At 72.3% G+C, this 21,317-nt stretch carries 14 protein-coding genes and 1 pseudogene; 9 read left to right on the plus strand and 6 right to left on the minus strand.

Translation table 11 applies throughout. The features are described from left to right. The first annotated feature begins 5 nt into the window (after positions 1-5). Positions 6-569: a PadR family transcriptional regulator gene (locus ACSNN7_RS01550; protein WP_436678679.1), complete on the plus strand. Its 564-nt coding sequence runs from the start codon at positions 6-8 to the stop codon at positions 567-569. A 112-nt stretch (positions 570-681) separates the two neighbouring features. Here ACSNN7_RS01550 and ACSNN7_RS01555 read toward each other — a convergent pair whose 3' ends face one another. Continuing rightward, entirely contained in the window at positions 682-1,887 is a 1,206-nt protein-coding gene (locus ACSNN7_RS01555) for an esterase-like activity of phytase family protein (RefSeq protein ID WP_436678680.1), read from the minus strand. A gap of 223 nt (positions 1,888-2,110) precedes the next feature. Between ACSNN7_RS01555 and ACSNN7_RS01560 the strand changes: the two genes are divergently transcribed. Next, positions 2,111-3,145, plus strand: coding sequence for an NAD(P)-binding domain-containing protein (locus tag ACSNN7_RS01560; protein ID WP_436678804.1), 1,035 nt, complete (start codon positions 2,111-2,113; stop codon positions 3,143-3,145). Positions 3,146-3,274: 129 nt separating this feature from the next. On the opposite strand, the gene ACSNN7_RS01565 is transcribed toward ACSNN7_RS01560, so the two are convergent. After that, complete coding sequence (locus tag ACSNN7_RS01565) at positions 3,275-3,928, minus strand: DUF2306 domain-containing protein (protein ID WP_436678805.1); 654 nt, start codon at positions 3,926-3,928, stop codon at positions 3,275-3,277. 184 nt (positions 3,929-4,112) lie between these two features. Here ACSNN7_RS01565 and ACSNN7_RS01570 point away from each other — a divergent pair, with 184 nt between their 5' ends. After that, entirely contained in the window at positions 4,113-4,811 is a 699-nt protein-coding gene (locus ACSNN7_RS01570) for a TetR/AcrR family transcriptional regulator (RefSeq protein ID WP_436678681.1), read from the plus strand. 279 nt (positions 4,812-5,090) lie between these two features. Here the strand turns inward: ACSNN7_RS01570 and ACSNN7_RS01575 are convergent, their stop codons facing one another. Continuing rightward, positions 5,091-6,086 (minus strand): DUF1152 domain-containing protein, encoded by a 996-nt coding sequence (locus ACSNN7_RS01575; RefSeq protein WP_436678682.1) that lies wholly within the window; start codon positions 6,084-6,086, stop codon positions 5,091-5,093. After that, positions 6,083-6,289, minus strand: a complete 207-nt coding sequence (locus tag ACSNN7_RS01580) for a hypothetical protein (RefSeq protein ID WP_436678683.1) — start codon at positions 6,287-6,289, stop codon at positions 6,083-6,085. The genes ACSNN7_RS01575 and ACSNN7_RS01580 overlap by 4 nt, the downstream gene beginning before the upstream one ends. 169 nt (positions 6,290-6,458) lie before the next feature. Between ACSNN7_RS01580 and ACSNN7_RS01585 the strand changes: the two genes are divergently transcribed. From ACSNN7_RS01585 to ACSNN7_RS01610, 6 genes are all read left to right on the plus strand, one after another. After that, on the plus strand, positions 6,459-7,916 hold the full coding sequence (locus ACSNN7_RS01585; RefSeq protein ID WP_436678684.1) for a hypothetical protein: 1,458 nt from the start codon (positions 6,459-6,461) through the stop codon (positions 7,914-7,916). A gap of 224 nt (positions 7,917-8,140) precedes the next feature. Beyond that, entirely contained in the window at positions 8,141-9,016 is an 876-nt protein-coding gene (locus tag ACSNN7_RS01590; protein WP_436678685.1) for a DUF4132 domain-containing protein, read from the plus strand. After that, entirely contained in the window at positions 9,013-13,743 is a 4,731-nt protein-coding gene (locus tag ACSNN7_RS01595) for a hypothetical protein (RefSeq protein ID WP_436678686.1), read from the plus strand. Before ACSNN7_RS01590 ends, ACSNN7_RS01595 begins: the two co-directional genes overlap by 4 nt. Next, complete coding sequence (locus ACSNN7_RS01600; RefSeq protein WP_436678687.1) at positions 13,740-14,855, plus strand: ATP-binding protein; 1,116 nt, start codon at positions 13,740-13,742, stop codon at positions 14,853-14,855. The genes ACSNN7_RS01595 and ACSNN7_RS01600 overlap by 4 nt, the downstream gene beginning before the upstream one ends. Then, entirely contained in the window at positions 14,848-18,294 is a 3,447-nt protein-coding gene (locus tag ACSNN7_RS01605) for a DUF5682 family protein (RefSeq protein WP_436678688.1), read from the plus strand. Before ACSNN7_RS01600 ends, ACSNN7_RS01605 begins: the two co-directional genes overlap by 8 nt. Next, the gene (locus ACSNN7_RS01610) at positions 18,291-20,036 is read left to right on the plus strand and encodes a hypothetical protein (protein WP_436678689.1); all 1,746 of its coding nucleotides are present in this window, start codon (positions 18,291-18,293) and stop codon (positions 20,034-20,036) included. Before ACSNN7_RS01605 ends, ACSNN7_RS01610 begins: the two co-directional genes overlap by 4 nt. On the opposite strand, the pseudogene ACSNN7_RS01615 reads toward ACSNN7_RS01610, so the two are convergent. Both ACSNN7_RS01615 and ACSNN7_RS01620 read right to left on the minus strand, forming a co-directional pair. Then, a pseudogene (locus ACSNN7_RS01615) lies at positions 19,988-20,524 on the minus strand (MOSC domain-containing protein); the annotation flags it as partial. The gene ACSNN7_RS01610 and the pseudogene ACSNN7_RS01615 sit on opposite strands and share 49 nt — an antisense overlap. 20 nt (positions 20,525-20,544) lie before the next feature. After that, the gene (locus ACSNN7_RS01620; RefSeq protein WP_436678690.1) at positions 20,545-21,279 is read right to left on the minus strand and encodes a DNA alkylation repair protein; all 735 of its coding nucleotides are present in this window, start codon (positions 21,277-21,279) and stop codon (positions 20,545-20,547) included. Positions 21,280-21,317 lie beyond the last annotated feature (38 nt).

The raw sequence follows: 21,317 nt of genomic DNA on the forward strand, positions 1-21,317 counted from the left end.
GGCCGATGGCGCTGCGCCACGCGGTGCTGGCGGCACTGCTCGACGGCGAGTACAGCGGGTACCAGCTGGCCAAGGCTTTCGATGTGTCGCTGTCCAACTTCTGGTACGCAGTGCCGCAGCAGCTCTACGCCGAGCTGGCCAAGCTGGAGCGCGAGGGGCTGATCGCCGGCCGGCAGGTCATCCAGCGAGACCGGCCCAACAAGCGACTGTTCACGGTCACCGACGCCGGCCTCGCGGAGCTGGCCGCGTTCGCCGCGACGCCGTCGAAGCCGTCGGCCATCCGGGAGGATCTGCTCGTCATGGTCCAGGCCGTCGACCGGCTGGACCCGGCCCCGGTCATCGCTCAGCTCGAGGAGCGTGCGGTCACGGCGGCGGCGAAGGTGGAGATCTTCGACCGGATGCTCCAGCGGCTGCGTGGCGACCTGGACGAGGAGACGTTCCTGCGCGAGGGCGACCGCATCGGGCCGTACCTGACGTGTCTGCGCGGCCGCCGGTTCGAGCAGGAGAACCGCGAGTGGTGCGAGCAGGTCGCGGCGCTGCTGCGCGCCCGGGCGCCGCTGCCGAGCTGACCCCCGGCTGTCAGTGCTGTCGGCGCAGGGTGGGGCGCTACGAACAAGGTGACCACGGCGGCGCCCGGTACGGGGTGGGCGGCGGATCGGGCCGCCCACCCCAGGCACCGGGTCAGTAGCGACGCAGAATGCGCTTGTCCGCGTCCAGGCCGCGGTCCAGCCTGATCACGATGAACTCGTTGTTGTCCGGCTGCCCAGCGGTGCGGCCCGCGGAGAACGGGAAGTTGTTGTCGTTGACGACAGCGAGCGTGCGGTCGTCGAGAATCACCACGTCCTCGATCGTCTGGAACGGGAACGTGAAGGTGCCACCGAACCCGCCGACATGCCGCGGGTCGGCGATGTTCATCAGGTCGGCTACCAGGGTCTTGTCGAGGCGGCCGTCCCGATCCCGGTCGCGCTTGTCGGCGAGATAGATCCGCTTGACCTTCGCCGTGGGGCCCTGGCCGTTGTCCCGCTCGATGATCAGGAAACGGTCGCGGTCGACCATGATCGCGTCACCGATCGCGTGCCCGGGAGCGTCCAGCGCATAGGTCCAGCGCCGACCGGTGTACGCGTTCGTCTCGACGTCGAACTCGTTGAGCCGCAGGGTGCCCGCCGGGTCGCCGACGACCGTGCCCTCCAGCAGCGGGTAGAGCGTGCCACCGTCGGGCGACTGGGCCATCCCCTCGAAGCCCTTGCTGCCGGCGAGGTTGGCCGGGGTCGTACCGCGGGTCGGGTTCTCGGGAGCGAAGACCCCCGGCAGCGGCACCGGCGCCTGCAGCAGCCGGCCCGCCCGGTCGAAGTGCAGCAGGTACGGGCCGAATTCATCACCGATCCAGTACGTGCCGTCGGCCGTCCGGGTGATCGACTCGACGTCGAAGTCGGCGCCGGTCAGCACGCGGTCGGCGCGGGTGAGCGGGAACGGCACCTTGCCGTACGGGTCGGTCAGGTTGATGCCACCGACCACGTCGACGGCGCCGATGGCGAAGTCGGGCGCGACCCGCTGGACACGCAGCAGGAAATCGGCACTGTTGGCCCTGTTGCCGAAGCCGTTGTCGGACAGGACGTCGAAGGTGCCGTCCGGGTTGCGGAGGATGCCGCTGAACCCCTGGATCGGTTGGTCGGCGAACGGCGGGGTGATGCCGTTGACGGGGGCTGCGCCGAGCGCCGAGCCGGACGGCTCACTGCCGGGAACGAAGGTCGTTGCCGGCAGTGCGGCGAACTTCAGCAACTCGGCCCGGTCCCACGTGCTCCGCTCGGCTGCGGACGCGGCGCCCGGCAGCGTCAGGGTCAGGGCGGCCACCGCCGCACCCAGGCCCACCCGCTTGCTTCTTGCCATCGATCCTCATTTCTTCGCGTATGACCAGGTGTTTCTCGGTCGTGATCCGAAGGCAAGGTAGAGCGACGCGGTGAATTCGGATTAACCGGCAGGGGATGCGCGTCCAAATCGTGCGGTGACGGCCTGGTTCGGGGGGTTACCTGCGGCGGTGTGAGGTCGATCGCCCGTGGGAAGGCCCGGGCGAGCCCGAGATGTTGTCCGAGGCGTGCCGGATACGGATGTGGTGGTTGTCGGGGCCGGGCAGGCGGGGCTGGCCGGTGCGTACCACTTGCGCTCCTCCGGTCTTGACTTCGCTGTCCTGGACGCCGACGCGGCGCCCGGCGGGGCGTGGCAGCACCGGTGGCCCACGCTGCGCATGGCGACCGTGCACGGCATCTTCGACCTGCCCGGAATGCGCTTCATGCCTCCGCCGCCGGATGAACCGGCCGCCGAGGCGGTGCCGGCCTATTTCGCGGCCTACGAAAGTGAATTCGGCATCGACGTGCAGCGGCCGGTCGCCGTCACGGCCGTGCGGAACGCCGGTGACGGAGGACTTCTCATCGAAACCGACAAGGGCACCTGGGCCACCCGGGCATTGATCAACGCGACGGGAACGTGGACGAGGCCCTTCGTGCCGTACTACCCGGGACAGGAAACGTTCCACGGGCGGCAGCTGCACACCGCCCACTACCGGGGACCGGCGGAATTCGCCGGGAAACGGGTGGTCGTCGTCGGGGGCGGAACGTCGGCCGTGCAGCTCCTGGTCGAGATCGCCGACGTCGCGGCGACGACCACCTGGGTCACCCGCCGCCCGCCGGTGTTTCGGGACGGGCCGTTCACGCCGGCGTACGGACGCGAGGTGGTCGCCAAGGTGGAGGCACGCGTACGCGCCGGCCTGCCCCCGGGAAGCATCGCCAGCGCGACCGAGCTGGCGTGGACACCACAGTTGCGCGAAGCTCGGGAACGCGGCCTTCTGCGACGCGAGCCGATGTTCGACCGGATCGTCCCCGACGGCGTCCAATGGCGCGACGGCACGTCACAGCACGTCGACGTCATCCTCTGGTGCACCGGCTTCCGGCCGGCGCTCGACCATTTGGCCCCGCTGCGGCTGCGCGGGCCCCGCGGCGGTATCGTCGTGGACGGCACCCGGGTGGTCGCCGATCCCCGGATCCACCTGGTCGGCTACGGGCCGTCTGCGAGCACGGTCGGCGCGAACCGAGCCGGGCGGGCAGCGGTCCGCGAGCTGCGCGCGCTTCTGGCGGCGCCCGCCCCCGCCTGACCGGGCGGCGACGGTGGATCCGTCTGTGGTCAGGTTCGGCATCCGCCGAGGCGCCGCAGGGTCGCCGCGGCGTGACCTGCTCGGCTTGCACCTGTCTACCGACTGACCATGCGGGGTCGGTGCTCTTCTTCACGCGTTGGCAGGAACGCTCACGCGAGTCGGCGAAGCCTTCGCGGTCCGGGTCGGCTTGGCCGGGCGCCTACGGAGCGCCCATTCGACCACGGCAAGGTTGATCACCCAGCCCGCGAGCATCAGCAGCGCCCGGCCGAGCCCACCCGGTTGACCGACCAGCAGTATCCAGGGCAGATGGGTCAGGACCTGAGTACCCGCCCCGAGGCCGATCGCGTAGCCGCGGGCCATCCAGGCGCGGTGACCAGCGATGTCCCGACGCCGGACGGCGGCGAAGCCGAGGACGATACAGCCCACCATGGCCGAGCCGAATACGAGCCGGAAGCCGGTCAGGAGCGCGATGTCGCTGGCAGGGCGGGGATAGAACAGCGTCATCCACAGGCCCGACAGCGCCGCGGCGAGCCCGAGGGGGATCAGCAGCCGCCCGGCCATGCGGTGCCACCCGGGTCTGCGCCGGCGGAAGCCGCGGGCGAACTGGAGCGCGCCCAGCAGGCAGTAGAGGCTGGCGCCGACGATGTGCACCAGCACGGGTACCGGCGAGGCGACAAAGCGAGCGTTGTCCGGCGTGACCGTCGCACCACCGGTGAGCTCCGCGAACCTGGCGGCGCCGGCGACCACCGGAACGGCGCTGAGCATGATCAGCCCTACGGGCACCAGCCACTTTCGGGCAGAGGGGGTCACCACGAGTCCCTTCTTCATTCCGGCCATCGACAGGTCGGCCGGTTGGACACCACATTCAGGTGTACGGCGTACACCTGGCGATTAGAGTAGGGTGTACGTCGTACACCGTCAAGGGCAGGGTGTCGGTCCGCGCCTGTCCGAAAGGAAGGCGGTCGAGATGACCCAGCAGGTGGACGAGGCGCGCCGGGCCCCCCTCAACCGGGACCGCGTGCTGCGCGCCGCCGTCGCGCTCGCCGACGCCGCCGGGATCGAGTCGCTCAGCATGCGCAACCTCGCTCAGGAGCTGGGTGTGGTGCCGATGGCGCTCTACAAGCACGTGGCCAACAAGGAACAGCTCCTGGACGGGATGGTCGATGTCGTCGTCGGCGAGATCGATCCCCCGGTCCCCGGCACCGACTGGAAGGCCGGGATCCGCCGGCGCATCCTCTCGGCCCGAAAAGTTCTGCTGCAGCACCCCTGGGCGTCGCGCGTCATCGAGTCCCGTCCCCAGCCCACCCCGGTCGTGCTGGACTACCTGAACTCGATCGTCGGGATGTTCCGGGCCGGCGGTCTCTCCGTCGACCTCACCCACCATGTGATGCACGCTCTGGGAAGCCGCGTGTGGGGATTCACCCAGGAACTCTTTCCCGCCTCACCGCTACCCGCCGATCCGGAGAAGCAGAAAGCCGCGTTCCACGAGATGGCCGGCAGGTATCCCCACATCGCGGAGATAGCCATGGCCGCCGCCCACGACGACGCGTCGGTCGTCGGCCACGGCTGCGACGACCAGTTCGAGTTCGAGTTCGCGGTCGACCTGCTGCTCGACGGGTTCGAAAGGCTCCACCAGCAGGGGTGGACATCCGCCAACCGGTCCTGACGCGACGACAGCGCCTGGTCTTTGTACTGCAAATGATCAACGGTCAGGGGACAGTCGTCCGGGCATGCCGCTGTCCGCGCCTTGGGTCCGGCCGGCCACTGCGCTGTCGTGCCGACAAGCGGCTGCCCGTATGGCATCTGGCACCATGGCCCCGTGCGGCGATCTCCGACCGAGCCACCGGCCTCCGTGCTGGCGGGCACCGACGTGGCGCTCGTGGGCCTGTTCTCGGCGAAGGACACCCCCCGTCATTGAGTGCCGCCCATGCCGCCGTCCGGGAGTTCAGTGGGGATACGCGCGGGGGATGCGTGCGGTGCGGAGTTCGTCGCGGAACGCTTGGATGCGGGTGATGACCTGTCGCCTGCCGATGGTGTTCTCGATGCGGTCGAGGTACAGGCAGCGGGCGGCGAGTTTGTCGAGGTCGACGGTGAAGTAGATCGCCATCAGCGGGTTGACGAACAGGTCGCCGCCGCCGGTGCGCCGGGTGAACCGGACGTCTCCGAACGCGCCGCTGGTGGCAGCGGCGATCTGTCCCTGGACGATGCTCGGCCGGTCCGGGGTGGCGGCCTGGGCGTCGGCGACGGCGTCGCGGTACAGCGCCGCCTCCCGGCTGGAGCCGGGGATGGACAGGGCGCCGAGGTAGCCGCCGTCGCGGTCGAGTGCGGCGAGGTTCTCCAGCACCTCGACGTGGTTGACGCCGTCGTAGGCGTCGATGCCGAAGCCGAGACTGGTCACCAGCTTGACCGGCACGTCCAGCGCGGCCACGGCGGCCAGGCTGGTGATGTCCTCCACCGGGGTGCCGAGATCGCTCTCGTCGCCGCGCAGCAGGACATCGGTGCCGCCGTCGACCAGCACCACCGCGTCGATGTCCAGTTGTTCGACCAGGTGCCGGTACGCCGCCCGTAACGGCTGGACGCCGAGCGGCGGAAAGGCGTACACGGTCGACGGCAGCTCCTGAGCCGCCAGCCACCGGGCGAGTGTCCGTTCGGGGAAGTACCAGTCCGGGCTGGTGGTGTCCGGCTGCACCGCCGCGACGTGCTCCGCCACCCACGCGTCCTGGTCGATCAGTTCGAGTTCGGAGAAGGAGAGGCTGGCCAGGTGCACCTGTGCGCCGCCGCGCCACAGGGCGAACGCCAAGGGCAGGCCGGCGTACAGGTCGAAACCTCCGCCAGCTCCGGCGATGAGGATGCTCCGCGCCGGAGCCAGCGCGGCGAACAGCGGCGGAACGGCCAACGAGAACGCACCGGGCTCGGCCGGCAGGGCAACACGGTTCGTCACCGCTCCATGATCAGCCACGCGCTGCCGTCCAAGCCACCGTGGCGGCCGCAGTCGGCTACCGGATTTCCGGTGGTCGTTGTGGATCCTCGCCTTTCGAGCGAGCTGCTTCGAATGTGGTGGGCATTGTCGTCGCCGGACCAGGATTTCTTCGGCTTGCCTGAACAGGTCACCGACGAGGTGCTTCCACGCTCGTTGACCAGCATGAGTTCCCGCTCGGTCAGGTTTGTCGCCGTCAGCGCAGGGCATGAGCGTCGATGCCGGCTCCGCACCCGATCGTGATGGCCGGTGCTCCGTGCGCAGCGCGCGATCAGTGGATGTCGATACGACGTCCAATTGGGGATTCCCAACTCGAAAGATGACAGATATGGGCGAGTGACGACGGCGGACGAAGGGGGAGTGGTGAGCAGTCGTGCGGGCAACCTGGGCGTGGTTGCCTCGTGCGTGCTGTTCGCCGGCGCTTCGGCGGTGATGGTGCCGGTGACCCTCGGTCTCGGTTGGGACGAGGTGGTCTACGTCAGCCAGCATGAGCCACACGGCCCGGCCGCGTTCATGAGCGCCCCGCGCGCGGACGGCGTGACCCTGCTGGTGTGGCCGGTCGCCTCGTGGCTGGATTCCATCGTCGCACTGCGGCTGTTTCTCCTGACGACGGCAGCGGCGTCGCTCGGTCTGGCGTTCTGGGTGTGGAACCGCCTGCTGCCCCACTCGGGCGTCGCCTCGGTGGCGGCAGGGTTGTACGCGAGCCTGTGGATAGCCCTCTTCTACGCGAGTGCGGCGATGCCCAACCACTACACGGCGATGGCGGCGGTCGCGGCCGTCGGGTCGTACCTGATCGCCGCCTCCGGCCGCGCCGGACCCGGTGGGTACCTCGCGCTGGCGGTGTCCCTCGCGGCGGCCGCCCTGATGCGCCCGGCGGACGCCTTCTGGCTCGGGCTCCCGCTCCTCGCGGCCAGCCTCGCGGTACGGCGGTTCCGGCGGTGGCCGCTCGCCGCGGCGTCGGTCGCGGGCCTCGCCGCCGGCGGTGTGCCCTGGATCGTGGAGGCCGAATCGCGCTTCGGTGGGCTCGCCGAACGCCTCCGGCAGGCCAGCGCCGTGCAGGGTGGAACGACGCCCAGGTTCGCCCTCTGGCAGGTGCTGAGCACGCTCGACGGGCCCATCCTGTGCCGGCCCTGCGACAGCCCGTTACGGTGGCCGGCGGCGCTGTGGTGGGTGGCCGTCGCCGTGCTGGTGGTGATCGGCCTGCGGGCTGCGCGCCGTGCGGGTGCGGCACCGGCGGTGTGGCTGGTGTTGGCGGTGAGCGCCTCGATGGCCTTTCCCTATGTGTTCCTGATCGGCTACTCGGCGCCCCGGTTCCTGCTGCCCAGCTACGCGCTCGCAGTCGTGCCCGCCGCGTACGGGCTGCTCGTGCTCCTGCGGGCCGCACCGGCTCACCGACGCGTGCTGGTCTCCGCCGCCGTGGTGGTGGCACTCGCCGGTCACGTCGCCATCCAGGTCGTGATCCTTCGACACGTGGTGTCCGAGCAGGCGCGCGGACGCGACCACTGGGCCCGCGTCGCCCGCACGCTGCATTCCCACGGAGTGCGGCCGCCCTGCGTCGTCTCTGGACACGAGGCCATCCCCGTCGCCTACTACGCCGGCTGCCGGGCCCTCGAGGACCAGGGGAACAACCGCAACGCCACCAGCGAAGAGCTGCAGCGCACCGCCGCCACGACGTCCTTCGCCTACCTGAGCAGGAACGGCGCTCCACCCGGGTGGGCCCGGCACTGGCAGCGCGTCCCGGTGCAGCAGCAGGCGAGCCCGCACGGTGTGGCGCTGTACCTGCCGCCCCGGTGACGCGTACGTCCGGACGTGAGCCGTCGAAGACCTCGGCGGCGCGCCGCCGGCGCAGGCGGGCCGGGCGGCCCTGAGCTGCCGGCCGGAGCCGGCCTGCGGACGAACCGTCAGCCGCCGGGAAGGCTCTGCGCCCGGCTGGGTCCGCACCTCCCGCTGACGGTGATCTTCGAGTGTCGGTGCCGGATGGCACAATCCCGCTCACTGCCCGGCGGGAGGAGATCAACATGGGCTGGCTGGCGGCCGGTGCCGACTACGAAGTAACCCTGGAGCGCGGCAAGGTGATCGCGCGCAACAGTCAGGGCAGATTGCTCAAGAGCCTGCCGAAGGCATTGCGTGAAGCTGACGTGGTTGTCGGCCTCCGGCAGCTCTCCGAGTGGTTGAAGCGGCACGAGGTCTCCTGCCGGCGTGAGGTCGAGCAGTGGATGGTCCGCTCGCTGCCGGTGCCGACCACGGTGATCTCCGAGGTGTGGGCCGACGAGGCGTGGCGGACGTCCTTGCGTGACCTGGTCGTGGTGCCGGTCGACGACGCCGGGCGGTGGGACACCGACCGCGCGGGGTTGCTGCGTGACGCGGACCCCGAGAAGGGCCTCGGTGTGGTGGACCTGGATGGCGAGAGCGGCCGGCTCACCGCCGCGCAGGTGGTGCTGCCGCACCCGGTTCTCCTGCCTGATCTGGCGGATCTGCGGGAGTTCGCCGCGGACCTGGGTGTGCGGCAGGAGACGTTGCAGCTGTTCCGGGAGGTGTGGGCGCGGCCGGAGTCCGAGGACGAACGGCGGCGGGAGGTCGCCCGGTACGCCGGGGGCCGCTTCAAGGAGTTGCGGCACGTGCAGGCGCGGGCGACGTCGGCGGGTTACCGCGTGCAGGGCGGCGCCGCGTCGGTGCGGGTGTGGGAGGACGCCACGCCGGTCGTCGCGTCGGTGTGGATCGGCGAAGGCGACCCGCTGTACGAGACCGAGACCGGACCGCTGTATTTCACCGATCCGGTCGGGGAGACGGTGGCCTTGACGGCGGTCGGGCCGGTGGCGTGGTCGGAAGGTATGCGGATGGCGGCGGCCCTGTACGCCGGCCGGGTTGTCGACGAGGACGGTGGGCAGGCATGAGCGAGGCGTTGCTGGAGGCGGGGGCGATCCTGCCGAGCAGTGAGGTGCAGGCGGGACGCGACGTGGTGACCGCCCGCCACTACACCCATCCGGCGCTCACCGGCCGTACCGTGGTCCGTCTGGCCGGGGCGACCCTGGGCCAGGCCGAGGACCTGTCGCTGGAGTTCCTCGGTTTCAGCCGGACCGCCGAGCCCACCCCGGTGGGCACCGCCCGGCGGCGGTCGCTCGGGTTCCCGGCCTGGGCGCTGGTGAACGACCCGGCGAACGGCCGGCACGCACTGGCACTGGTCAAGGACATGGCCCGCCTTGCCCGGACCGCGGCCTCCAAACCAGGCAACGCCCGCGAGGGCTACCAGCAACTGGCCGTCCGGCTCGGGGCGGCGGCGCCGCATTTCCTGCCGACGTTCTGGGAGCAGGCCGGGCGGGGGTTCCTCGCCGCCGACAACCCGCGCATGGCCGGCGGATGCTTCACCGAGGCCCGCCGCGCCGAACAGGTGCATGGGCTCGTCGTGGATGAGGAACGGCTGCGGGAGGTGCATCTGGAGTTCGCCTTCGCCGGTGCGTTGACGGCGAAGATGCTGACCGAGTACTCCCGCGCGGTAGCGGCTCGCCGGCCGGCGTCCGAGGCGTACGAGTTCGTCCGGACCCTTGCCGTCCGTCGCGTCGCTGGTGGGCTGCCCCCGTACGCGGGAATGGCGGAGGACCTGCGCCGGCTGGCGAAGGCCGCCGATGTGGATGTCGAGGAGCAGGCCGAGGCGGTGATCCGGCAGCTGCTGGCGTTCCCCGCCATGACCCGCTCGAACGAGGCGGTGTGGAAGGCGTACCGCAAACCCCTGGTGCGGCTGGCCCAGCGGGATCCGGCGGTGCGGGCGCGACTGGTGGAGATCCTCCCCGAGCCACCGGGCTGGTCCACGGAGATCACCGATTTCTGGCTGGAGCTGCTGGACGCGGCCGGCGCACTCGACCTGCTACGCGACGGCGAGGCCTCGGTGTCGGCGGCGCGTTGGCTGGAGCGGCTGATCAGGCTGCGGGAGCGACGCAGCCGCCGCCGCTGTGAGCGGCTCCTCCGCGTGGTGGAGACGCTCACCCCGCGGCTGCGGGCCGAGGGCCGCCCACTGCGGTTGTGGAGCGACTTCGCCCATCGGGCGGACCTGGACGTGCTCGACGTGTGCCTGGCCGGCGGTGTGCCGGTGGTGGTCGACACCGACAGCGGCAGGTTCAACGTGTCCCCCTGGGTGCAGGACGACGCTCCCGGCCGGCGTGACCTCCGTGCCGTGGCCGCCGACCCGAGCTGCCGGGTGCTGCTGGCACGTGGGGCCGCCGACGCTCTGTCGGAGCTGCACGACAGGCACGGATCGGGGCCGCTGCCGGCGCGGATGGTCACGGAGACGCTGGGTGCGGCCGGCCTGCGGGAGGTGCTGTCCGAACTGCTCGCCGAACGCGCCGTCCGGGTGCCGGAGGGCACCCTGCTCGGCTTGGACGAAGCGCTGTCCCAGCTCACGCCCGTGTGGTCGCCCGCCGGTGTCGCGCTGGCACCGGAGGCGTTCACCGCCCTGGCGAGGGTCGACGTGCCGGCGGTGCTCGCCCGGTCGTTGCGGGCCGGCCTGGTCGCGGAGCTGTCCTGGCCGGCGTACGAGCAGGTCGCCGGGGACAAACTCGGCCGACGATCCGGCGTCGGCTGGCCGCAGCTGGTGGTGCACGACAACCGGACCGCGCACGTCGTCGACGTCGGCGCCCCGACGACCGAGCACGTCTTCCGGTATCCGCCACCGGACAGCCCGCACGCACGCAACTCCTACTCCGACACCACCTGCCGGTTGATCGGCGGGCAGCTCCTGGTCACCTGGTACGGCACCAGCGGCCGGATGGTCGGCTACTGGTCCGCCGACCCGGACCTGCTGGTCGAGACCGAACAACCGACGGATCATGCGCTGTGGGGCCGCCGTTCGCTGCCGCTGCCACTGCCTGACGGTGCGGTGACCACGGGCGGTCGTCCCTGGCACGCCGGTGACACCCGCAGCCCGGGCGCGACCTACCCCATCGCCAGTGACGGCGTGTCGTTCTGGCGGTCCGAGCAGCCGACCGATCCGACGGCGCGTGAGCGGCCCTGGCGCGAGTACGACCCGGCGACGGGCGAAGGCGGCCGCCGCAGCCTGCCCGCCTTTTTCGCCGCCGACCTGCCGCCCGGCGCCACCCTCCTCGCCCACCTGTGCGAGTTGCGACCGGCGCCGGCACAGTTCGCCTCGTCACCGCTGGGCTGGCGCGACGGGCTGGTCGGGTGGCGGTTGAGCCGCCTGCCGGACGGCACGCAGGTGGGGGAGGGGATCGACGGCCGGCGGGTGTCCTGGCATCCGCGCACGGTCCGGACCAGCCGCAACTCGTTCCACGGCGATGCGCTGATGGCCGGTCTCCGGCTACCGGGCAGCGACGTGGTGCTTCCGGTGACCGGGCGGCCCCATCACCGCTCTGAACTGCAGCTCACGGTGTGGAGCGCCGACGGCCGCGAGCCGGTGGACCGGTGCAGCGCCTCCCGGCACCTTCCGCCGCTGGCCTGGTGGCACGCCCTGCAGCCGCGCGACGGGCAGGGCTCGGCCCGGTTGCGGCGGCTCGACCTGGCCGACGCGTCCCGGCTGATGGCGATCGACGACTCCGTCACGAAGTCCACCGAGATCAACGCGGTCGCGCTGGCCATCGTCACCGAGGTGCTGACGGAGGTGACCGACCCCGTGCTGCGCACCGCCGTCGCGGAGAAGGTGGTGCGCGCGGTACGGCTGCGCCGGCGGCTGGAAGGGCTGCCACAGCTGGTGGCGACCGAACCGGTCGAGGAGGCCAGCGTCGACACCGTCGCCGATGAGCAGCTGCCCATCGCCTGGTCGGGGCTGCTGCCGGCGGAAAGGTTCACCTACTACTCCGGCAGCCCGCACACCCGGCGGGAGATCCTCCGGCAGGTCACCGCGGTCGCCGACCTCCTCACGGCCGGCACGGTCGAGGACGTACCGCAGGTCAGCCCGACGTGGGTGGAAGCCCTCGGCGGACTCGGCGCCCTGGCCGTGCGCGCCGCCGCACCGGTCACCGGTGAGCCCGAGCGGTCCGCGCTGACGCAGTTGCTGTCCACCATGGCCGGCACCGTCCTGTCCGACCCGGCGCGGTCCGTACGGGTGCTCGACGTGACCTGGGACGAGGCACCTCCGGAAGGCCACCGGACCGTTCAGCGCGACGCCGGTCAGGTCACGGTGCTGCTGCCGGAGCGCGGCCACACCTGGTACGGCGCGCACCGCAAGCAGTGGGGGCGCACGGCCGTGCAACTGTCCCCGGACGGGCGGTTCGCCCCGCCGTCCGGCGCCACCGTCGAGGCGGAAACCGTCGCGGCGGGCTGGCGCGGCGCAGATCGCATCAAGGCGTTCTGCCGGCTGCTCGCCGAGCAGGGTCCGGCGCCCTGGCGCCCGGAACGCGTCGACGAACTGGTGCAGCGCACCGGCATGACGCGGGCGGAGGCCGCCCTGCTGCTGGCCGGTCTTCCCGGCCTCGACGACTGGCAGGCGAACTTCCTCACCGCCGAACAGCGGCGCATCCTCGGGGTCAACACCACGCAGGCACGCACCGCCCGCGACGCGTTGAAGTCCCTGTCGTACGGGCAGCGCATCGCGCTGGTGAACGCGGCGATGCCGCAGGACCCGGCCGATCTGTGGCGGCGGGGTCCGGACGTCGACGGCCTCGCAACCGCGTGGCTGGCACTGCGCGGCGCCCGCGTCGTCATCAGCGATCAACTGCTCGCCGACGCCACCCGCATCCTGCCCACCAACCGGGCGGCCGACATCCTGCAGACAATCGCCGACCCGGTACCGGGAGGTTGGCTGACCACCGACGGCGAAAGCCGCCCCGGCGACTGGGGCCACCTGGACACCACCGCCACCAGCGGAACCTCGTTCGACGGCAACCACCTGTACGGATGCACGGTGGCGCTGCTGTGGCTGGCCTACCAGCTGCCCTGGGGCGACCCGATGCGCGACGCTCTGCCACGGGCTCTGGAGCTGCTGCGGCAGCGGCTGCGCAACCCGCGGCTGCTGATCGGCGCCGGGCGACACGAGATCGACGAGCCGCCCCAGGTGGGGCCGGCGCTGGTGGCCGGGCACGCCTTCCGGGACACGGTCGTGCACCACCTCGCCCCGGCCCGCCTCACCGGACCCCACGACCCGGCGATCAAGTTCATCCCCGGGCCGGTCGCGGACGCGCTGCGGATCGTCCTCGCACCGGACATCGATGCCGTGCTGTCCACCCCCGACGACGCCCACGGTGATCACCGCGACCCGCGGGTCAGCGCACCCGAGCTGGTCGACGCCGTCGCCGCCCACACCCGCCTCGACCGGGATCCGGCCGGCTACTACCTGCAGCTGCTCGCCCTGCCCGACCCCGCCGACGTCAACGTGCGGACCTGGAACGACTGGAAGCCGGTCACCCTCAAGCGGGCCCAGGCGGCTCTCCTCGACGCCGGGCTGGTGGTGGCGGGCAAGCGGGAACGTGCCGGCCGGGGTGTCTTCCTGCCCGGCGGCTGGCTCGCGGCGAAGACCCCCAACCCGCCCATGGAGAGCTGGAAGCAGCCGCTGTACCTGTCCCTCGACGGCCTTACCCTCGTCGACCGCGCCACGCCGCAGCTGTTCCGTGCCGCGTGGGATCGCGTGGCCGCCGGCGACAACCCCCGCTACCTCGACCTGCAGGAGAAGGCGTGAACGCCCGTCAGATCGACCCGCCGGAGCACCTGTACGCCGACGAACTGGCGTTCCTGGCCGCCGCCGACCCCGGTCCCCGCCCGCCCGGGTGGCGGCTGACCCCCCATGCCGTGGTCACCTTCATCGCCGGCTCCGCCGGCCGCCCCGTGCCGGGTCCCGACAACCGTCAGGTCACCATCGCCCCGAAGTTCGTGGGGGAGCGGGCACTGGTCGAGCGCTGTGTGGTGACCCTCGCCGGTGAACGGGGCCTGCTGCTCGTCGGCGAACCGGGCACCGCCAAGTCGATGCTGTCCGAGCTTCTCGCCGCCGCGATCTGCGGCACCAGCGCCCTGGCCGTGCAGGGCACCGCCGGCACCACCGAGGAACAGCTGCGCTACGGCTGGAACTACGCGCTCCTGCTGGCCAAGGGGCCGTCCCGGGAGGCGCTGATGCCCTCCCCGGTGCTCACCGCGATGACCACCGGCGCCGTGGCCCGGGTCGAGGAGATCACCCGCTGCCTGCCCGAGGTGCAGGACGCGCTGGTGTCGATCCTGTCCGACCGGCGGTTGGTCCTGCCCGAGCTCGCCGACGACCCCGTCGCCTACGCCGCGCCCGGCTTCTGCGTCATCGCCACGGCGAACCTGCGCGACCGGGGCGTGTCGGAGATGTCCGCCGCGCTGAAACGTCGGTTCAACTTCGAGGTGGTGCCGCCGATCGGCGACTTCGACGCCGAGGTCGCCCTGGTGACCCGCCAGGCCCGCGCCACCGTGGAACGGGTCGGCGCCGCGTACACGGTGGACGAGGCGGTGCTGGAGACACTGGTGACCGCCTTCCGGGACCTGCGCACCGGCAGGACCGTCGAGGGCTGGGAGGTGGAACGCCCCTCGTCGGTCATGAGCACCGCCGAGGCGGTCGCCGTCGCCGCGTCGATCGGCCTGTCCACCGCGTACCTGCCCGGCCCGGACCCGCTGTCGCTGCTGCCCGGGCATCTGGTCGGCGTCGTGCGCAAGGACGACCCGGCCGACCACGCGCGACTGCTGGCGTACTGGGACGGCGCCCTGCGCCGTCGGGCCGAAGCCGGCGGCCGGATGTGGCGGCAGCTGTGGGAACAGCGCGATGTCCTGCGTGACTGACGACAGCACGGCGGAGGATCCGCGCGCCGCCGTCGCGGGTCTCACCGACACCGGCCGCATCTCCCTGATCGGAGTGCGGCACCACTCGCCGGTACTCGCCGCCGCGATCCCCGCGCTGCTGGACGCGGCCGCCCCGGAGGCGGTGCTGGTCGAGTTGCCCGCCGACATGCAGCCGTGGCTGACCTGGCTGGCGCACCCCGACACCCGGGCCCCGGTCGCGCTCGCCGCCGCCGGTGGTGACGAGGGGGGTCCGCTCGCCTTCTACCCGTTCGCCGACTTCTCCCCGGAGCTGGCCGCGCTGCGGTGGGCGCAACGCCGAGGCGTGCCGGCCCACTGCTGCGATCTGCCGCTGACCGACCCGGCCTGGCAGGAACGCCCGGCCGTCGGTCAGCGGGCGAGCGGCTACGCCGACACCGTGCGAGCCGCCCTGACCGGCCGCACCGGTGACGACCTGTGGGACCGCTGGGTCGAGGCAGCGGCCCCCGGCTCACCGCCCGAGGCGATCCGCCGGTCGGCGCTGGCCGTCGGCTGGGCGCTGCGCACCGACGCCGCCGCCGGCGGCATCGGCGCCCTCGACCGCCGGCGGGAGTCGTGGATGCGGCAGCGCATCGCGGAAACCCCCGGCCGCCTCGCCGTCGTCGTCGGCGCCTTCCACGCACCCGCACTGACCACACCAGGTCACCCGTCGCCCGCCACGCCACCGCACCCCAATGCGGAGGCGCCGCGGCGAGCCCCGATCATCTCGCTGGTGCCGTACTCGTTCGACCTGCTCGACGAGAGATCCGGCTATCCCGCCGGGATCCGCGATCCTCGCTGGCAGCAGGCTGTCCACGAGGCTCGCGCTGATCCCACAGCCCTGTCGGCCCGCCTGCGCGGCTTCGCCGTCGAGGTCACCCGGCACCTGCGGGAGCAGGGACACCCCACGGGACCGGCGGAGGCCGCCGAGATCACCCGGCTCGCCCACGATCTGGCCCGACTGCGGAACCTGCCCGCCGCCGGACGCGGTGAACTCGTCGAAGCGTTGCAGACCGTCCTCGCCCAAGGCGAGCCGGTCGGCCGCGGCCGAGCGGTCGCCGCCGCCATGCAGCACGTCCTGATCGGACAGCACGGCGGTCACCCCTGCCCCGACACACCCGTCTGCGGACTGACGCCGGCGACCACGGCCCTGCTGCGGCAGCTACGCCTGCCCGGCCCCGGCGACCCGCCCCGCACCGTCCGCCTCGATCCGTTGCGCACCCCGCTCGACCGGCGACGAGAGGCCGCCCTGCAGCAACTGCGAGCCTGCCAGGTGCCCTACGCCGAGCCCGCCGACGCCACCACGGACGACACCCTCACCACCCGATGGCGGCTGCACTGGCAACCCGGCACCGACGCCGCCCTCGCCGCCGCCGGCCCCCACGGCGTCACCCTCGCGCAAGCCGCCGCCGGCATGCTGAACACCCGGCGCCGCCGGGAAATCGCCGACGGCGGCCCCACCGCCGCACAAGCTGTCACCGGGCTGGCCCGCGCCGCCGCCTGCGGCCTACCCGACGCCGTCGACGTCCGCCTCGCCGACCTGCACACCGCCGTGACCGGCACCGCCACCCTCGCCGAACTCGCCACCGCCAGCCACCTGCTCCAACGGCTGCGACGCGGGCACATCCCCGCCACCCCGTCGCCGCCGGCCGGTCTCGACGAGCACCTGGCACACCTGCACGCCGCAGCGGTCCGCGCCGTCGACGGGCTCGCCGGATCCACCGATCCCGACGACGCCCGAGCCCTGCTCGACCTCGTCCGGCACGCCGACGCCGACGGCCACCTGCTGCGGCTCGGCCACGCCGTCGACCGCCTCGCCCGCCACGGATCACCGCTGATGCGCGGCGCGGCCCACGCCGTGCAGGTGCTGCTCGGCCTCGCCGACCCCGACGCGTTCGGCGCGGCCCTGGCGTCCTGGACCGAGATGCCCGCCGCCGAATGCACCGACCGGCTCCGCGGGGCGCTCAGCGTCGCCGGCGCCCTGCTCGATGCCGGCGGGGACAGCTTGGCCCCGCTGCTGGACACCATCGACGGCTGGGACGACGACCACTTCATCCGTCGACTGCCGGCGCTGCGCGGCGGCTTCGACGCGTTGAGCCCCGCCGACCGGGACCGGCTGCTGGACACCGTCCGGCAACGCATCGGTGACGTCGACCCGACGGTGACCGTCCCACCGGCCCTGCTCGCCGAGTGGGTCGCCGTCGACCGGTCCGGCCGGCACGCCCTCACCGCCCTCGGACTGCACGCGGGCGATGGCGAGCCCACCGCCCAGCTCCCGGCCGCGCCACCGCTGCCGGCCGAACCCCGCCCGGCGACCCGACCGCAGACGGTCCCCGCCGCGCAGCGCTGGCGGCTGCTGCTCGGCCGCCGCCCCGACGACCTGCCACCGCACGCCCGCCGGCTCGCCACCGCCCTCGACGAGCTGTACGGCACCGGCAGGGGAGAAGGGTCCCACACCGCCGCCGGACCTGGCGGCGGACGACAACCCGCATACCCGCAGGTGCGTGAGTGGGCCGACGACCTCGAAGCGCTGTTCGGCACGGCAGTACGCGACGAGGTGCTCGCCCGCGCCGCCGAGCGCGGCCGCGCCGACGCCCTGCTCGCCATCGCGCCCGAAGGCGTCCGCCCCTCGGTGGAGCTGCTGCACACCGTCCTGGCGCTGGCCGGCGGCCTGCCCGAGGCGCGGCTGCACCGGCTGCGCCCTCTCGTCGCCCGGCTCGTCGCCGAGCTGACCGCACAACTGGCCCGACAGATCCGACCCGCGTTGACCGGGCTCACCACACCGCGACGCACCCGCCGACCCACGGGGCGCCTCGACCTGGGCGCCACCGTCCGCGCCAACCTGCACACCGCACACATCGACTCCCACGGGGCGGCGCAGCTCCGCCCCGAACGGTTCGTCTTCCGCAGCCACGGTCGACGCAGCGTCGACTGGCAGGTCATCCTCCTCGTCGACGTCTCCGGGTCGATGGAACCGTCCACGATCTGGGCGGCGCTGACCGCGTCCGTCCTCGCCGGCGTGACGACCCTACGAACCCACTTCGTCACCTTCTCCACCGACGTCGTCGACCTGACCGACCGGGTCGTCGACCCGCTCAGTCTGCTGCTGGAGATCAGCGTCGGCGGCGGCACCCACATCGCCGCCGCCCTGCGCTACGCCCGGCAGATCGTCACCACTCCCAGCCGCAGCATGGTCGTGCTGGTCAGTGACTTCGAAGAGGGACACCCCATCGGCGGGCTGCTGGCCGCAGTCCGGGCGCTCGCCGACGACGGCGTCACCCTGCTCGGCTGCGCCAGCCTCGACGATCGGGGCCAACCCCGCTACAGCACCGCCGTCGCCGGGCAGCTCGTGGCCGCCGGGATGCCCGTCGCCGCCCTGAATCCCACCGAACTCGCCCGCTGGATCGGAGAACAGGTCCGATGAGCCTGCCCGCCGTCGCACCACACGTCGCCGCCGACGCCGTCGCCACCCTCCCCACCCGGTTGCGGTCCAAGCTCGACCAGGCCCTCGAGAAGCAGTCGACCTGGACCGTCACCACGTCCGCCGACGGCGCGACGATCGCCATCGACGACCAGGTCACCGTCACCCTCACCACGCCGGTCGACGCCGCCGACCGTGCCGCCTGCACCTGCCTGCTCGCACCGCGCTGCCTGCACCGCGCCGCAGTGCTCAGCGCCGCACCCGTCCTGTCCACGCACCCGCACCAGCCGGCCGCAACCGGACCGGACCCGGCCACCGCCCGAACCCTGGTGAGCACCGAAGCCGACCCGCCCGATCCCGCCGACCCGACCACCACGGCTGATGAGGTCGCCGCCGCCACCCAGGTACGCGCCGTCGTTGCCGGGATCCTCGAACACGGCGTGGCGGGCGCCGGCGCGGTGACCCAGGCAGATCTGCTCCGGGCCGTCCACCAGGCCCGCGCCATCGGACTGCCCCGACTGGCGACGGCCGCGATCAAAGTGGTCGAACAACTCCGCACCGCCCGCCGTAACGCCCCCGGATTCCGGCTGGCCGACCTCACCGGCGATCTGCGCGAGGTGCTGACCGTCTGCCACCTGCTGATCCACCGCATCGGTGACCCGCACGCCGCCCGGGGCACGAGCCGGCGCGGCTACCACCCGGTCGGCGATCTGCACCTGTACGGGCTGTGCACCGAGCCGCTGCGCACCACCACCGGCCACGTCGGCGCGATCAGCTACCTCACCGGCGGCGATGCGACCATCTGGAGCCTGGCGCAGGCACGCCCGGGCGACGGCGACGAAGCCCGCCACGCCGCTCACACCAGCGTCGACCTCGGCGACGTCACGCTCAGCCACCGGGAACTGGGCCGTGCAGGACTCATCGCCGTCAACGCGCATGCCTCCGCCGATCGCCGGCTCAGCCACGGCCGGGCAGTGCAGGCCGTACGCACCACAGGCCGAAGCTGGTACGAGGAACCAGCCGACCGCCTCTGGCGGCAACCGGTCCCCGAACAGGCCGGCCGCTGGCTGAACGCCCTGAACCTCGCCCCCGGCGATCGCCCCGCCGGCCACGACCTCGCCTTCCTCGACGGTGTCCTCGCCGCCGACCGGCGAGGTCTGCTCCTGCAGACAGCGCAGCTGCCGGGGCCGGTCGCCGTCCTCGCCCCGCACGACGACCCGTCGCTGCCGTTCGTCACCAACCTGCGCCTGCTCGCCGCCCACGCCACCGGCATGGCGGTACGGATGATCGGACGCTTCCACGGACCTCGCCAGGTCCACGGTCTCGCCGTCGCCGCGGACTGGCTGCCGGACCGCTTCGGCGGACACGTCGACCTCGGCATCGACCGGCTGCAGCGCGCCGACCTGCCCGGCACCGCAACCACGGAACCTCCGGACAGCGAGCCGCCTCAACCGCCGCTGCACCTGCTCGCCCACCATCTGCAACGAGTCGTCGCCGGTGGCCGTACCGCCCTGGTGCCGGACGTCGACCGGGACGCGCAGGCGCTGCTGGACGCCCACCTGCCGACCGCCGCGTCCGTGCTGCGGGAGCTGCAGCGCGCGGGCCACCGGCGTACCCGCGACGCGTTCGGCCGCTTGAACCAGCAGGACTCGATCGCGCTGGCGGTGGCCTGGCTGACCGCTGTGGCGTATCAGCATGCTGCGGTTACAGCCGCAACAGCAGGATCATGGCAGGGTCCAGCTTGAACGTCTCCCGGGGCGACGACGCGCAGATAGGCGCCAGGCCGGTTCTCCCGGGTGAACGTCTTCAGCCACTGTGGCTCAGCCATCCTGGCCTGGAAGGTGGCGCACGGAATACGCCCGAACGTCGGCTGTAGCACGAGGCTGTCGCCGATGAGCCACGTCTCGCCGATGACCGCGCCGTTCACGTCGACGCCCACCGTGGTCAGGTTCTCGCCGAAGACGCCGCCGGGCAGCACCCGGTCAAGTCGGGCCTCCCACCAGTCGTAGTCCTCCCGGGCGTACGCGTACACGGCCTGGTCGTCACCGCCGTGATGCTCGATGTCGAAGATCTGGTCACCCACCAGACCACTGTGCAGCCCGGTGGTCTTCGGTCCGGGAGCGCGGACCGTCACGGGCCCGTCGACCGGCTGCTTGTTGATGCCGGTGATGCCTACCCGCTTCGCGGTGCTGGGCTCCGGCACGGCCAGGTTGACTGAGAGGATCCTGCCCATGGGCTGCAACCTATCGGCTGTCAGCAGCCGCCGCACCGCCCTGTCTGGACCGCGCCGGACAGGTACTCCGCACGTCGCTGCGGTGTGAACTTCTCAATCGCGTACCGCAGCATGACCCGTGGCATGGCTCGGTAATGTCGGGCCAGGAACTCCTCCGCCGCCGCCCGGTCGCGGTTGCCCACCTCGCGCAGCATCCAGCCCACCGCCTTGTGCACGAGGTCGTGTGGGTCGCGCAGGAGCCGTTCACTGAGCCGGAAGGTCCACTGGAAGTCTCCGGCTCTGATGAACGCGAACGTCGCCATGATGGCGATCCGCCGGTCCCACACCAGGGCCGACCCGGCCAGCCGATCCAGTACGCTCCGGTCCCGGTCGATCAGCCAGGGGCCGACGATGTACGGCGCGGACGAGTCCACCAGGTCCCAGTTGTCGATGCGGTCGGTGTTGGCCAGGACGATGCTGAAGATCCGGCCTCGCTCCTCTTCGTCTCCCTTGGTGAACTTGCGCACCAGGACGAAGAGCGAGGTCAGCCTCTCCTCGTGCACACCGCTGGTCAGCAGCTTCGACGTCTCGGCGAGGGACAGCTCCCGCCAGTACCGGCCGGCCACCCTGCGCTGTTCCGGCACGGACACGCCGATAACCTGGTCGCCCTCGCCGTACCCGCCTGGAACCATCTGCAGGAACCGGCTCATCTGCTCGGCCCGACGCGGGTCGGCGAGGCCGGCGAGTTCGTGACGGATGTCGGCGGCCGTGGCCATGACGTGCAACCTACCGTGACCACCACAAGGGGTGGGCG

The organism is Micromonospora sp. URMC 105 (assembly GCF_051386295.1).
Lineage (GTDB): Bacteria > Actinomycetota > Actinomycetes > Mycobacteriales > Micromonosporaceae > Micromonospora.